This is a genomic window from Paraburkholderia sp. A1RI-2L (assembly GCF_048957375.1).
Lineage (GTDB): Bacteria > Pseudomonadota > Gammaproteobacteria > Burkholderiales > Burkholderiaceae > Paraburkholderia.
In genome coordinates, this window is the sequence record NZ_JARBTA010000001.1 from 2,890,448 (window position 1) to 2,904,905 (window position 14,458).

A 14,458-nucleotide genomic window follows, 5' to 3' on the forward strand; every position below is an offset into this window, starting at 1 on the left:
AGCGTGAGCTTCCTTCGTACGAGCGTGGAGTTCGACAACATCCCTTTCACGCAGCTTCCCCGCCGACAGGGCGGTTTTTGCCCGTCGCACAACTTCGACGAGCAGTAAGAGCAGTCTGCATTTAACAACAGGCGTTCAGCACCCGCCGCTTCCCTTACGGCCTTCCAGGTCAGCGTAAACCCTGAGATTCCCGGCAGCACACTTCGTTTCGGGGTGTCTTTGTGTATCCGGCGTGGACTATTTCAACCACGACTTGAATGTCGGATTGGTTATAGGGCATGTCGCTTTTGCGCCAGGCCGGCGGTTTATGACCATGTCTACTAAGCCCCTCACGTGATGTCGAATACTGCCGAGGAATCCTCTTCATCTTTGGCAGGTTCGTTCAAGTAAATGTGGGTTGCTGGGGCCAAGCTACCCCGCAGTGCAGCCGACAGGCAGCGACGCGCGCATCGATACGGGATGCGATGCATTGTCAATCTGCGCTGCGGACGACGCCCCCACACGCAGAGATAAAGCAGTCTCTCGGGAATTCATCGAAATACTCGCTAGAAACATAACCAGGAGATGGAAGATGTCGATGCATCAAGTTCGTGCGGCCCTCGTCGGGCTAGGTTTGGTGAGCGCCTCTTGTTTTGCAGTTCCAGCGACGGCGTACGCTGTGCAGATAGTCAAGATTGGTGTCTCGGGACCACTTACTGGCTCCAACGCTGCTAACGGTAAAGACATCGAGAACGGAGTTCGGATGGCAATTGACGAAGCAAATGCGACGCACCCGACCATAGGCAATGAGCCCGTCCAGTTCGTCCTGGAGTCTGTCGATGACCAGGGCGACCCTCGGGTAGGCGTCCAGGTCGCCCAGAAGCTTGTCGATGACGGCGTGCAGGTGGTTATTGGCCACTTCAACTCTGGGGTGTGTCTCCCGGCATCTCGCGTCTTCGCAAATGCAGGCATTCCACTTATCGACCCCGCCGCGACCAATCCCGCTATCACGCAGCAAGGTTTGAAGAGCGTGTTTCGCGTCATCCCCACGGACGCACAAAACTCCGGGATTGCAGGTAAATACGCAGTCACCGCGACCAAGGCAAAGCGAATTGCCATCATGGATGACCGCACCGCGTTTGGCCAGGGCGAAGCCGAAGAATTCAAGAAGGCCGTGGTGGCTGCCGGCGGCACCATCGTTGCCACCGAATTCACGAACGACAAGGCCGTTGACTTTGGTCCGCAGTTGACCAACGTGAAAGCGGCGACCGCAGACCTATTGTTCTTTGGCGGGCTTGATGGTCAGGCAGGCTTGATTGCGCGTCGAATGAAGCAATTGGGAATGCGCACGCAGTTCCTCGGCGGTGGTGCCGTTGCGGACACCATCTTTACGCAGATTGCCGGAAACGCTGGCGATGGCGCTTTGGCGTGGGAGTACGGCCGACCACTCAAAACGTTGCCCCGGGGGAGCGAATTTGCAGAGAAGTACAAGAAGAAGTTCGGTACCGACAATCTGACCTACTCGCCCTTCGCGTACGATGCCGCAACGCTGGCCATTGACGCTATGAAATCTGCCAACTCGACAAAGCCTGCCGCATTCATGCCAGCTCTTCAGAAAGCGCAGTTCACGGGCATCACCGGCAAGATTACTTTCGATGACCGCGGCGACCTGAAGAATCCTGCGTCGACCCTCTACAAACTGACAGAAGGAAAGTGGGTTGCCGTGACGACCGTCACGGCCAACTGACGAACGCCGGTCCCTTCGTCCAACCTGCTACCGCAGCAGGGACATGGTGGGTTCCTTCAACCATAAGCAGTGTTTGAAGGGACCGACACCGATGTCCATCAGGTTCGCGGATTCTGCATGGCAGTCCACTCGCGCCGATGCGCTCACGATGTCAACTCGACACAAAGCCGAGCTGTCGAGTGGCTCGAACATTCCCGCAACGCCGTTGCAGATGCGGGAAATCTCGGATGGATTCGGGGATGTAAAATGACTGGTGACGCGATAAAGATGCTCAAAGACCCGAAAGTGCGCGAGGCATATCTGGGGGAATGATGTGCCAACAGGAAAGGCCAAGGACGATATGAAGCCGCTCCTTCATTTTTCGTTTCTGTTGATGCCGCACTTCAACATGATTGCATTTACTAATGCAGTCGAGGTGCTCAGAGTGGCGAATCAGCTCGGCAAGACCAACCAGTACACTTGGCGTCTGGTCAGCCTCGATGGTGGAGACGTCGCGGCAAGCAACGGTATTGCATTAGAAACTGTTGCAATAAGCGAGGTCGAGAAGATTGATATTGTCTTTGTATGTGGCGGCAACGACATTCACGAAGTGACTACAGCCGAGCATCTGGCGCTACTGCGACGCCTCGACCGCTCGGGAATTCTACTCGGCGGCATCTGTACGGGCGCGTATGCCCTCGCCAAGGCTGGCCTACTCTCAGGCTATGAATGCTCGATACATTGGGAGCGGCTCTTCGCTCACCAGGAGACGTTTAGAAAAGCAAAATTCTCGAAAAGGCTTTTTGTCATTGACCGGGACCGTGTGACCTGCGCCGGAGGCGTGGCACCATTGCACATGATGTTGGATTTGATTGCGCCGCACGTTGGACAGCGCCTCATCTCTGAAATCACAGACTATTTCATAGTCGAGCATCTACGCAATACCAATTCGTTGCAGGCAATGCCACTGGTCGCCAGGCTTGGGTCAGCAAACCGAGTCGTCTTCGATGTCGTGGAAATGATGGAGAGCAACATCGACGAACCGCTGTCCGGCGACGAATTTGCGCGCCGCACGAAAATGTCTAACCGGCAGTTGCAGCGGTTATTTCGCGAGACACTCGGTACGTCAATGGCGAAATACTATGTGCAGTTGCGGTTAAAACGAGCTCGTGAATTGCTGCTGCAAACAGACATGCCGCTGCAGGACATCATAACCGCATGTGGTTTTCAATCCACCTCTCACTTCAGCAAGAGCTACCACCAGGAATTCGGTCATCCGCCAAGTGAGGAGCGAAAGAGAGTCCGCGGGTAGCCATCGTTTCGACAGTCGCGTCAGGTGACCGGCCAAACGGTTCGAGATGGAAACCTGTGTTTGCCGGCCAAGGATGTTCCGTGGAACGCGATGTCTTTGCCGCCATCGATATCGCGCTGGGGAAAGAGGAATTTCTGCGCAGCCCGCAGATCGACCAGGTCATGAAGAAATGGGCGGCTTATAGTAGCGCCATCGACAGCGACGTCATTGATCGGTGGAGATGCGAAGGGCGGCACCCGGCTCTGAGCGTCCGCCCTCAACACTCCACCGACGCCTCACGCAGCCGTGAAGCCGTCTCACACGTCTTCCCGCCCGGCACCAGACACGCCAAAAACGCATCGATCGCCGGACTCTGCCGACGCGCCTTCAAGTAATAAACATACTCGTCGATAGTCGTATCGATACCGCGCAGCGCAATCACCCGCAGATCCGGATGCCGCTCCGCCTCGCCGCGCGGAAAAATGCTGCCGCCTACGCCGTGCAGGATCGCTTCGCGAATCGCCTCGCGGCTGCCGATCTCCGCGACCGACGCCGGCGCGACACCGGCTTTCGCGAGGATCTCTTCGGTGCAGCGGCGCGTGACTGATCCTGCTTCGCGAATTAAAAGACGCACCTCGGCAAGGCGCGCGGCGTCGATCACGTCGAAGCGCGCAAGCGAATGACTGTGATGCACCACGAGCACGAGCGGATCGCTCGAAATTACGCGCCGCTCGAGTCCATCCGCGTCATTGCGCTGCGACGACACCGCGAGGTCGATGTGAAACTCGTGCAGCGCATTGAGAATGTCTTCCGAATTGCCGATCCGGCAGGTGAGCGCAATGGCCGGATGCGCCTTCGAGAAGCGGCCAATCGCTTCCATGATGTAGTACGGCCCGGTTGCGCCTAGCCGCAATTGACCTTCGAACAGGCCACCGACGTTGCGCAGCATGATATCGGCCTGCGCTTCCAGGTCGATCATTTTCTCGACGAGCGGCAGGAGCGCGATGCCGGTTTCGGTGACCGCGAGGCGGCGTCCGCTGCGGTAGAACAACTCGACGCCGTATAGCTGCTCGATCTGACGGATCTGCGCGGCGATGGTCGGCTGACTCACGCCGAGGTGCCGCGCCGCACGCGTGATGCTGCCCTGACGGACCGTCGCGTGGAACGCCTTCAACTGATCGAACAAAATCCCATCCTCTTTTCCGGCTCGCCCGCGCGTCAGCGTAGCGAACCGATGTGTCCGTTGCATGACGCGCGCGGATGTCGAGTCGGCGCAAGCGCCCACCGGGTTTCGAACAAAAAAGCTGAGGTGCACCGAAAGAAACCTGATGGAACCGGTCACTGCGAGGACATTCGCCGATGCGTTAATGAGCGCATTCGTCATCCACGGACCGATCCTCATGCGTCGAATCGATTCGCGCGCCGTCTGGGCGGCGCTTCTTTTTTCTCTTGCTCTCGCTGCGTGCGACGGCAGCGGCAGCGACGGCTCGTCGGCTTCGCCGAGCACGCGCAGTCAGCAATCTAGCTTGCAGGGCAGCCAGCAAACTGGCTCGCCAAGCAGTCGGCAAAGCAGTCAGCAAAACGGCCAGCAAATGGCGGGCGCCGACGCGAACCCGAACGCCGAAGACAAGCCGCCGGGCGCGCCCGAGATGCACTGGGCGCCCGGCTCCGGCACGAGCAGCGCGCATTGATGCGCTGGCCGCATCCACGCTTTTCCCCAATTCCTCCCCCAATAACAGGATCTCCCATGTCGTCGAAAAACAGACGCGACTTTCTGCGCATCGCCGCCCAGTCGGCGGGCGCGATGGCTGCCTATGCGAGCTTTCCGCCCGCGATCCGCAAGGCGCTTGCCATGCCCGCCGCGACCCGCACCGGCACGATTCAGGACGTCGAGCACGTCGTGATCTTCATGCAGGAAAACCGCTCGTTCGACCATTACTTCGGCGGCCTGCGCGGTGTGCGCGGCTTCAACGATCCGCGTCCGCATCTGCTGCCCAGCGGCGCGCCGGTGTGGCAGCAGCCGCCCGCTTCGGTGCAGACCTCGCACTACCAATCGCGCGGCCTGAGTCCCACGGCGCCCTACGTGCTGCCGTTCTATCTCGATCCGAAGCAGACCACCGAATTCCAGCCCGGCACGAACCATGGCTGGAGCAGCGGCCACCTCGCGTGGAACAACGGCCAGTGGGACCAGTGGGTGAACCAGAAGCAGGACGTGCTGACGATGGGTTATCTGAAGCGCGAGGACGTGATGTACCACTACGCGCTCGCCGATGCGTTCACGATCTGCGACGCGTACCACTGCTCCGCGCACGCGGATACCGCGCCGAACCGCATCTACCTGTGGACCGGCACGATCGACCCTCGCAACATCTACGGCAATCCGCCGAACGGCCCGGGCATCGGCGAGCGCGACGACGTGAACGGCTACACGTGGACGACGTACGCCGAGCGTCTGGAGAACGCGAACATCAGCTGGAAGGTGTATCAGGGCGGTACTGGCATTCCGGGCGACCCGACCGACAACTACACCGATAACTCGCTGATGTTCTTCAAGAAGTTCCAGGTGAAGGAAGGCGCGAGCGGCCCGCTCGTCGACAAGGGCGCGACGGACCGCACGCTGGCTGGCTTCAAGGCCGATGTGCAGGCGAACCAGCTCCCGCAGGTGTCGTGGATCGTCTCGCCATACAAGTACAGCGAGCACCCGTCCGCATCGCCCACCGATGGCGCGTTCTATATCAACATGGTCCTCGAGGCGCTGACCTCGAACGCGGACGTGTGGGCGAAGACCGTGTTCATCCTCAATTACGACGAGAACGACGGCCTGTTCGACCACGTCGTGCCGCCGGTGCCGCCGCTCGCAAGCGGGCCGAACGGCCAGGGGATGATGTCGTCGAGGCTGCTCTCGAACATCGGCGACGAGTATCTCGATCTCGGCCGGTATCCGCAGGAGATGGGTCCGCTGATCCCGGGCGCCGATCCCGGCGGCATCCAGCCGATCGGTCTCGGACCGCGCGTGCCGCTGATCGTGATCTCGCCGTGGTCCAAGGGCGGCTGGGTGTGTTCGGAGACCTTCGATCACACCTCGGTGCTGCGTTTTCTCGAGGCGCGCTTCGGCGTGCAGGAGCCCAACATCAGCGCGTGGCGCCGTTCGGTTTGCGGCGACCTCACGTCGGCGTTCGACTTCTCCGGCAAGCCGGACACGTCGACGGTGAGCTTCGCGGTGCCCAAGCACATCCAGACGGCCGGTCAGGCGTACCAGGTGCCCGCGCAGCAGACCATGCCGGCGCAGGAGCCCGGCGCGCGTCCGGCGCGCGCGCTGCCGTATGAAGTGTTCGTGCACAGCCGGGTGAGCGGCCACGACGGCAATCTGTGGCTCGATTTCGCGAACACCGGCGCAGCGGGCGCGGCGTTCTACGTCTACGATCGCTTGAGCCCGGCCAATCCGCCGCGCCGCTACACGGTCGCAGCAAACGATCAGTTCGCCGATTACTGGAGCACTTCGAGTGCGCAGGGTACCTATCATCTCGCCGTCTACGGCCCGAACGGCTATCTGTGCGAATTCCAGGGCAACGTGCAAATCGCGGCCGATGGCCATCATGCGAGCCCGGAAGTGCGCATCGGCTACGACGTGCGCAATCGCCACATTTATCTTGAGCTGAGCAACAGCGGCACCGCCGCGTGCAGCGTGACCGTCGACAACGCGTACAGCAGCGCGCACTCGCGCCAGTACACGGTGCAAGCCGGGCAGACCATGCAGGACCACTGGGAACTGAGCTCGAGCCATGGCTGGTACGACCTGAACATCTCGGCGACGACGGTGGGCGGCGCGACGGACAAGGTCGTGCGCCGCTTCGCGGGCCACCTCGAGACGGGCCGGCCGAGCCAGAGCGATCCGGGGCCGGTGAAGCGCTGACCGGCGCAGGGTGCGTGGAATGCCGCGTGGCCGGTGCAATGCCGGCCACGCGGTTTTTCATTGAGGCGCAGATTTTGCGCGAGTGTCGGCACGATTCGTCACGATGGCCGGCCGCGCTGCGGCATCGCGCGAGCGGGCGTATGCTCAACGCTTTCTGCCCTCGCGCTACACCGGTCAACAAGGCAAAGGAAACGTCATGGAACTACGCAGAATCGGCACTTCGGCCTTGCAGGTCGCACCGCTCATGTTCGGCGGCAACGTATTCGGCTGGACCGCCGACGAAGCAACTTCGTTCTCGATTCTCGATGCGTTCACCGAAGCAGGCCTGAATTTCATCGATACCGCCGACGTCTACTCGGCCTGGGCGCCTGGCAACCAGGGCGGGGAATCGGAGACGCTCATCGGCAAATGGCTCGCGCAAAGCGGCAAGCGCGAAAAAGTGGTGATTGCAACCAAGGTGGCGAAGGACCCGCGCCGCCCCGGTCTCTCGGCTGCGAATATCGCGGCCGCCGTGGAGGATTCGCTGCGCCGCCTGCAGACCGACTATATCGATGTCTACTTCTCGCACGAGGACGATCAGAAGGTGCCGCTCGAAGAGACGCTCGGCGCGTATCAGCGCCTGATCGAGGCCGGCAAGGTGCGCGTGGTGGGCGCGTCGAATTACACGGGCGCGCGCCTCGAGGAAGCGCTCGCGCTGGCGCACAAGACCGGGCTGCCCGCGTACCAGATCGTCCAGCCCGAATACAACCTGTACGACCGCGCGGCTTACGAGGCCGATATCGAGCCGGTAGCGCTCGCGCAGCAGCTCGCGGTCGTGCCCTATTACAGTCTGGCGAGCGGTTTTCTGTCGGGCAAGTACCGTTCGCGCGAAGACCTTGCGAAGAGCACGCGCGGCTCGCGCGTCGAGCACTATCTCGACCATCGCGGTGTGCGTATTCTCGCGGCGCTCGATTACGTGGCCGGGCGCCATGGCAGCTCGCTGGCGGCCGTGGCGCTCGCCTGGCTGATCGCGCGGCCCAGCATTACCGCGCCGATCGCGAGCGCGACGTCGCTCGAACAGCTCGACAGCCTCGTGGCGGCGGTGCGCCTGAAGCTCGATCCGGCGGACATTCAGGCGCTCAACGACGCGAGCGCCTGAGCCTCGTTTGGGCCTCGTTTGAACTTGTCTGGGGTCCCCTGGCAGGCGCCAAAACGCGTATCCAGGACTCCTGAAGGTCGGTGGCGGGCCACCGGCGGTGCCCGCCACGCAAGTGCCTGAGTAGAATCAAGAAAGCCTGGTCACGCGAATCTTTTCCTGATATCATTGAGAGTGAATTGAGATCTTTGCCTGTTTTGTTGCCGTGTTCGTTACTGTTGGCGGCCGCAAACCGGCGGTCAGGTGTGTTGCAGCAAGGTCGACCTGATCGCGTTCCGCTGTGAACCCCCTACTTCTCTTTTCCGGCCTCCGTGGCCGCCTTGCCTATCGTTGCGCCCCATCGTGGCGAACGACCGGAGGGCCGGTGCGTGAGTGGCATATGCCTGGTTTTTTGCCATTTGCGTCTTTGAACCGTATCAAGCGATTGAGTTAGGAAATACATGACGACGATTCTTCTGAAGGAAAACGAGCCGTTCGAAGTGGCCATCCGCCGCTTCCGCCGTGCAATCGAAAAGAACGGCCTGATCGCCGAGCTGCGTGAGCGTCAAGCTTACGAAAAGCCGACGGCCGTGCGCAAGCGCAAGAAGGCTGCTGCAGTCAAGCGCCTGCACAAGCGTCTGCGCAGCCAGATGCTGCCGAAGAAGCTCCACTAAGAGCACGCTTCAGCTTCCGCCAGACGGCGGCGCATGCTTCGCAAGAAGCTGCGCCGCCGTTTGCATTTCTGGCATCGGCTTGTGCATCGGCTCGATGGCGCCGTGCGGGCTCAGGCAGCATCCTGAAGCCGCTGCGGCGAAAGCCCGAACTGCGAGGCGATCGACAGTAGCCGGTCGTGCCACTCCCAGATGCCAAAAACATCGTGGACGTTTTGCAGGCAGCTCAGGAGATCGACGGTATTGGGATCGTAAATGTTGATATGGGCGCGCAGGAGCGCTTTCTTCAGCGCGGCGACACCCACGTCCATCCAGGCGGGCACCTCGTTCTCCGCGCGCGAAAGGTAACGCACGGGGATGCCTTCCATGGCGCTCATGTAGTCGCGCGCACGGATGAAGCTGCCGACCGGGCAGCCGCCGTAGTGGCACGAGCCGCCGCTATAACCGCCCCGATAGGCCCCGCCGCCGCTGGGCAGCAGCGCTGCGCGCCCTTGTCCATGGAGGTGCGCCACGGCGCGGTCGAAAATCTCCTGATGACTCAGGAAGTGCACGTTTTTCATTTCAGCCCCCCTGCGCGACGCACAGCGGTGAGGTCGTGCGGATGCGCTGCCGCGCGCTTGGCGGCGGGTGTCTCCCCGTTGCTGGCGCCCCCGTGCTGCGTCTTCTGCCGACGCAACAACCACAGATACATCCGATATCCGTTATAACGGCGCGGGCAAAGAAAACCGTTGGGCCGCGCACCAAGGCAGGATGAAATCGCGCCGATTCGCCGTTCGAGCAACGCTTTATCAGGCGCTTTCTGCCGTGCGTGCCTTGCCCCGTGCCTTGGGCTTCGCGCCGCCAAGCACCGCGCAGGTTTTGCGGCACATGCAATCGCGCTCGTGGTCGTTGACCATGCCCACGGCCTGCATGAACGCATAGCAGATGGTGGTGCCGACGAACTTGCAGCCGTACTTCTTGAGCGCCTTGCTGAGTGCGTCGGAGACTTCGGTGGACGTGGGCGCGTCGCGATACGAGATCAGGTCGTTCTGGATGGGGGTGTGGTCGACGAACGACCAGACGAATGCCGCCAGCGAGCCGTGTTCCGCCTGAATTTGCTGCACGGCGCGCGCATTGAGAATGGCGGCCTCGATCTTGGCGCGGTTGCGCACGATCGAGGCGTCCTGCATGAGCGCCTCTACGTGCTTCGGCGTGAAGCGCGCGACTTTCTCGACGTCGAAGTTGGCGAATGCGCGGCGATAGCCTTCGCGCTTGTTGAGAATCGTCGACCACGACAGCCCCGCCTGCGCGCCTTCGAGCACGAGCATTTCATAGAGATGCCGGTCGTCGCGCGAGGGCACGCCCCACTCCTCGTCGTGGTATTGCACATACTGTGGCGACGCGCCAGCCGATACCCAGTTGCAGCGGTGTGTCACGGTGAATTCTCCTTGCGAGTAGCCCAGCAAGGATAGCGGATCGGCCGTGCGCCGCCATCTGGCCGTCCGGCCAATTGTGCGAAAGACGCCGAGCCGTTAGTCTCACGGCTCGATCCTCTTCAACTCACCGGTTCGCGCACGGCGCGGCAAACATCATGCAGAAATATTCCTGGTTGATCGGCGTGGATGGCGGCGGTACCGGCACGCGCGTCGCACTGGGCGACCTCCATGGCGCGGAGCTCGCGCGCGCATCCGCCGGACCTTCCGGGCTCGGGCTCGGCATCGCACGCGCCTGGCAATCGATCGAAGAAGGCGCGCGCGCCGCTTTTACGCAAGCCGGGTTGGCGTTCGACTGGTCGCGCTGCGTGCTCGGCTGCGGACTGGCGGGTGTGAACAACCCCGACTGGCTGGCTGCATTTCGCGCGGCGGCGCCGCCCGTTGCGGGACTCGCGGTCGAGAGCGACGTCTATACGTCACTGCTCGGCGCGCATGGTGGCGAGCCGGGTGTGGTCGTGGCGCTCGGCACGGGCAGCATTGCCGCCGCGCTCGATGTACATGGCGTGTGCCGCATCGCTGGCGGTTTCGGCTTTCCGTCTGGCGACGAAGCGAGCGGCGCGTGGTTCGGCCTGCGCGCGATCGTGTGGGCGCAACAGTCGCTCGATGGCCGCGTCGCGCCCGATGCCTTCTCGCGTGCGTTGCTGGCCCATATTGGTGCAGCTGATCGCGAGAGTCTGATCGTCTGGCAATGCGCGGCCAATCAGACCGCTTATGCGAGCCTCGCGCCCGTGGTGCTCGCGTACCGCGATCACCCGTTCGCGGCGAAGCTGTTGAGCGAAGCCGGCGAGGCCGTCGCGTGCCTGATTTCGGCGCTCGATCCCGAAGCCGAGTTGCCTGCGGCGCTGGCCGGCGGCCTCGCCCAGCCGCTGCGCGATTGGGTTCCGCAAGGGCTGCGCGAGCGCTTGCGCGCCCCCCTCGCCGATTCCGCCACAGGGGCCTTGATGCTTGCCCGGCGCGAGGGAGCGCGGCTCGGCGGTGGGTAGACGAGCGCAGTGGAGCCCGAAGCGCCCGCACGGACGCTCACCGCTGCGGCGCTCGGCGCCAGGTGCTAGCATTCAGGGTTTCCCCCCAGCCACCGAATCGCCATGTACAAGGTCATCGCAACCGATCTCGACGGAACGCTGCTCAACGCCGACCATCAACTGGATCCGTTCACGGTTGCCACGTTCAACAAGCTCAACGGGAAAGGCTTGCAGTTCATCATCGCGACCGGCCGCCATTATTGCGACGTGGCGAGCATTCGCGGCCTGCTCGGGGTTCCCGCGTATCTGATCACCTCGAACGGCGCGCGCGTGCATGGTCCGGACGACGCGCTGATCCACGCGAGCGACCTGCCCGAGCCGGTGGTTCACCGACTTGTCGCGCCGGACACGGTGGGTGCGCATGGCCGCATAATCGTGAGTCTTTTCACGGACCGAGAGTGGTTCATCGACCGCGATGCGCCAGAACTGCTCGCTTACCATCAGGATTCGGGCTTCACCTACCGCGTGACCGAGAATCTGGGTGCGATCGGCGGTGCGGGCGTTGCCAAGGCGCTCTATATCGGCGACCCGACCGACCTTGCTCAGGTTCAGCGCAGTCTCGAGCGCGAGTTTGGCGACGCGCTCTATATCACCTACTCCTTGCCCGATTGTCTCGAAGTGATGGTTGCCGGCGTGTCCAAGGGGCGCGCGCTGCGCGTCGTGCTCGACCGTCTGAATGTCGATGTCGCGCGGTGCGTAGCGTTCGGCGACAACATGAACGATATCGACCTGCTCGAAACGGCGGGCCATCCGTTCATGATGAACAACGCCAATCCCGACCTGATCGCGCGCCTGCCCCGGGTGCCGCGCATCGGCAATAACTTCGAAGCGGGCGTTGCCCATCACCTGCGCAAGCTCTTCGCGCTGGACGACGAGCTGGCGCGCTAGCTCACGCTAATCTGGCCGCCTGCGCTTATTGCGCGGGGGCAAGCGCCGCGCACGGGCATTCGTCCGAGCGGCCATCGAGCCCTTCGCGATCGTGGCTGAAGCGTGCGCGCGGCGCGTCTGCACTCCAGTCGATGCGTATCACGTAGATGCTGTCGAAATCCGCGCTCTTCCATTTGGGCACGTCGGACGCTTGCCCGCCGTGCTCGGCCACGATCTTGCGCACGAGCGTCTCGATTTCTCGATGTTCCCATCCGACCAGCAACGTGCGGCCGCGCCACGCCGGATCGAGCAGCGCTTTCTCTAGCGCATCGCTCTGGGCATAGCCAAACGGCGTCTGAATCGGCAGGCCGAACTGGATGGCCGTGGGCTCGACGGTCGCGAGCGGGCGCACATAGTAATAGTGTTGCCCGTGGTCGTCTTTCTGCTGGCCCGGGTCGGGCGCGTAGATCGCATCGGGCTTGCCGTACTTTGCGGCAATCACGGCGGGCAGCGCGAGCGCCCGGTTCAAGCCCTTGCAGTTGAGTTGGCCGAGCCCTTCGTCGGGCTTTTCGCCGTGACGCACGAACACCAGTGTTTCGATATCCTGCGCGTTTTCAGCGCACGCCGTGCCCGCGCTCGCGAGCAAGCCGCTCGCGAGTGCGAACAGCGTTGCCAGCATCGCCGCTTTGCGCCTGATGCGACGAGGCGCCAATGCGGCGCGTGCTCTCGATACGGCGAGGCGGTCCGGCGAATGTCCTGAACGCTTCATGCGGTGCGCCTCGAATTCGGGGTGATGGAATCGCCCGATTCTAGCAGCGCCGCTTGCCCCGCCTTGCGTGGCCATGACGGAACGCAAACGCTAAGCCCACGCAAAAGCGGGCGCCGAAGCGCCCGTGTGGCCAGACCGCGCGAGGCCTGTTATGCGTGCGCGCGAGCTGGCGCTTCAGCGACGGCTTCGCGGCGGCCCGCAATCATCGGATAGACGAGGCCGGCGATCGCCGCACCGATGATCGGCGCGACCCAGAACAGCCAGAGTTGCGAGATCGCCTCGCCGCCCACGAAGAGCGCCGGGCCGGTCGAGCGCGCCGGGTTCACGGACGTATTGGTGACCGGGATCGAGATCAGGTGGATGAGCGTGAGGCACAGGCCGATGGCGATCGGCGCGAAGCCTGCGGGCGCGCGCTTGTCGGTCGAGCCGAGGATTACGAACAGGAAAAACGCCGTCATCACGACTTCGCAGACGAACGCCGCGACCAGCGTGTAGTGGCCCGGCGAATGATCGCCGTAGCCGTTGGTGGCGAAGCCGCTCGCGACGAGATCGAAACCCGGCTTGCCGGTGGCGATGCATGCGAGCGCGGCCGCGCCGAGCGTGGCGCCGATCACCTGCGCCACCACGTACGGCACGAGATCGCGTGCCGGAAAGCGGCCGGCGACCATGAGCCCGACGCTCACCGCGGGATTCAGATGGCAGCCCGAAATATGGCCGATGGCGAAGGCCATGGTGAGCACCGTCAGGCCGAACGCGAGCGCGACGCCCACGAAGCCGATGCCGAGCCCCTGCACCGGGCCGTCGAAATGAGCGGCGAGCACGGCGCTGCCGCAGCCGCCGAGCACGAGCCAGAAGGTGCCGAAGAACTCGGCAAGAAGTCGTTTGGATAAGTGCATTTCGCGATGCCTCGAAAAGGTCTTTGACGGGCGCCGAGTAAAAAATGACGGCACCAGGAGAGGCCCGATTCTAGGGATTCGTGAAAAGCGCGGGTGTCAACGATTGTCAATTCCGAAGTAATTACTCTTATTATTGCGGTAGATGCGTATCGAATGCCGCTTCCAGAGGGCAATCGTTAAATGCCACAATATCCCGATAGAACAGTATTAGCATCGATTGCTAATTCTGTTATTTGCGTCTAATCTCGTTTCGAGTCAGCTAGATCGACAATGAAGGGGAGAGACAAATGTCACAATATTCAGAACTCAAGGCGCAGATCGCCAAACTCCAGGCGCAGGCCGAAGATGCACGGCGCACCGAAATCGCGGACGTCATCGCAATGATCCGCGAGAAAATTGTCGAGTATGGCCTGTCTGCCCAGGACCTTGGCTTTGCGGCAGCGGCAAGGCGCGGACGCCCGCCCAAGAAGGCTCCGCTGCCCCCGCGCTATCAGGATCCCAAGACCGGCGCAACCTGGAGCGGGCGCGGAAAGCCGCCCAAATGGATCGCGGGCAAGAATCGCGAACGTTATTTGATCGCCTGACTGGACGTCATGCAAATGTCAGCTTGAGCAATGCCGCACGGCTACGCGTGCCACAGGAGACTGGCCACGCGCATTTGCTTATCCAGATAAAAAGAGCCGCATGTAACATGCGGCTCTTTTTTAGCGGCCAATAGTCGTGCTATTGCATTGTACG

Annotated in this window: 14 protein-coding genes; 9 read left to right on the forward strand and 5 right to left on the reverse strand. The window is 62.3% G+C overall.

Annotation, left to right across the window (positions count from 1 at the left end; translation table 11 throughout):
• Positions 1-571 precede the first annotated feature (571 nt).
• The gene (locus PWP93_RS13215; protein ID WP_421044783.1) at positions 572-1,726 is read left to right on the forward strand and encodes a branched-chain amino acid ABC transporter substrate-binding protein; all 1,155 of its coding nucleotides are present in this window, start codon (positions 572-574) and stop codon (positions 1,724-1,726) included.
• Between the two features lie 340 nt (positions 1,727-2,066).
• On the forward strand, positions 2,067-3,017 hold the full coding sequence (locus PWP93_RS13220; protein WP_421044784.1) for a GlxA family transcriptional regulator: 951 nt from the start codon (positions 2,067-2,069) through the stop codon (positions 3,015-3,017).
• A gap of 256 nt (positions 3,018-3,273) precedes the next feature.
• Here the strand turns inward: PWP93_RS13220 and PWP93_RS13225 are convergent, their stop codons facing one another.
• On the reverse strand, positions 3,274-4,182 hold the full coding sequence (locus PWP93_RS13225; protein ID WP_421044785.1) for a LysR family transcriptional regulator: 909 nt from the start codon (positions 4,180-4,182) through the stop codon (positions 3,274-3,276).
• 214 nt (positions 4,183-4,396) lie between these two features.
• Between PWP93_RS13225 and PWP93_RS13230 the strand changes: the two genes are divergently transcribed.
• The 4 genes from PWP93_RS13230 to rpsU all read left to right on the forward strand — a co-directional run bounded on the left by PWP93_RS13230 (position 4,397) and on the right by rpsU (position 8,697).
• Entirely contained in the window at positions 4,397-4,687 is a 291-nt protein-coding gene (locus PWP93_RS13230) for a hypothetical protein (protein ID WP_421044786.1), read from the forward strand.
• Between the two features lie 56 nt (positions 4,688-4,743).
• Positions 4,744-6,909 (forward strand): phosphocholine-specific phospholipase C, encoded by a 2,166-nt coding sequence (locus PWP93_RS13235; RefSeq protein ID WP_421044787.1) that lies wholly within the window; start codon positions 4,744-4,746, stop codon positions 6,907-6,909.
• A 196-nt stretch (positions 6,910-7,105) separates the two neighbouring features.
• Positions 7,106-8,047: an aldo/keto reductase gene (locus PWP93_RS13240; RefSeq protein ID WP_421044788.1), complete on the forward strand. Its 942-nt coding sequence runs from the start codon at positions 7,106-7,108 to the stop codon at positions 8,045-8,047.
• Positions 8,048-8,484: 437 nt separating this feature from the next.
• Positions 8,485-8,697: a 30S ribosomal protein S21 gene (gene rpsU / locus PWP93_RS13245; RefSeq protein WP_004198205.1), complete on the forward strand. Its 213-nt coding sequence runs from the start codon at positions 8,485-8,487 to the stop codon at positions 8,695-8,697.
• A 110-nt stretch (positions 8,698-8,807) separates the two neighbouring features.
• On the opposite strand, the gene PWP93_RS13250 is transcribed toward rpsU, so the two are convergent.
• Entirely contained in the window at positions 8,808-9,254 is a 447-nt protein-coding gene (locus PWP93_RS13250; RefSeq protein ID WP_421044789.1) for a hypothetical protein, read from the reverse strand.
• A 228-nt stretch (positions 9,255-9,482) separates the two neighbouring features.
• Positions 9,483-10,109 carry a DNA-3-methyladenine glycosylase I gene (locus PWP93_RS13255; protein WP_421044790.1) on the reverse strand — a complete coding sequence of 209 codons (627 nt, stop codon included), beginning with the start codon at positions 10,107-10,109 and terminating at the stop codon, positions 9,483-9,485.
• A 155-nt stretch (positions 10,110-10,264) separates the two neighbouring features.
• On the opposite strand from PWP93_RS13255, the gene PWP93_RS13260 reads away from it, so the two are divergent.
• Positions 10,265-11,149, forward strand: coding sequence for a BadF/BadG/BcrA/BcrD ATPase family protein (locus PWP93_RS13260; protein WP_421044791.1), 885 nt, complete (start codon positions 10,265-10,267; stop codon positions 11,147-11,149).
• A gap of 102 nt (positions 11,150-11,251) precedes the next feature.
• Positions 11,252-12,076, forward strand: a complete 825-nt coding sequence (locus PWP93_RS13265) for a Cof-type HAD-IIB family hydrolase (protein WP_421044792.1) — start codon at positions 11,252-11,254, stop codon at positions 12,074-12,076.
• A gap of 25 nt (positions 12,077-12,101) precedes the next feature.
• Here PWP93_RS13265 and PWP93_RS13270 read toward each other — a convergent pair whose 3' ends face one another.
• Both PWP93_RS13270 and aqpZ read right to left on the reverse strand, forming a co-directional pair.
• Complete coding sequence (locus PWP93_RS13270; protein ID WP_421044793.1) at positions 12,102-12,734, reverse strand: histidine phosphatase family protein; 633 nt, start codon at positions 12,732-12,734, stop codon at positions 12,102-12,104.
• Between the two features lie 239 nt (positions 12,735-12,973).
• Complete coding sequence (gene aqpZ / locus PWP93_RS13275) at positions 12,974-13,720, reverse strand: aquaporin Z (RefSeq protein WP_421044794.1); 747 nt, start codon at positions 13,718-13,720, stop codon at positions 12,974-12,976.
• Between the two features lie 287 nt (positions 13,721-14,007).
• Between aqpZ and PWP93_RS13280 the strand changes: the two genes are divergently transcribed.
• Entirely contained in the window at positions 14,008-14,304 is a 297-nt protein-coding gene (locus PWP93_RS13280) for an H-NS histone family protein (RefSeq protein WP_421025042.1), read from the forward strand.
• The last annotated feature ends 154 nt before the right edge of the window (positions 14,305-14,458 follow it).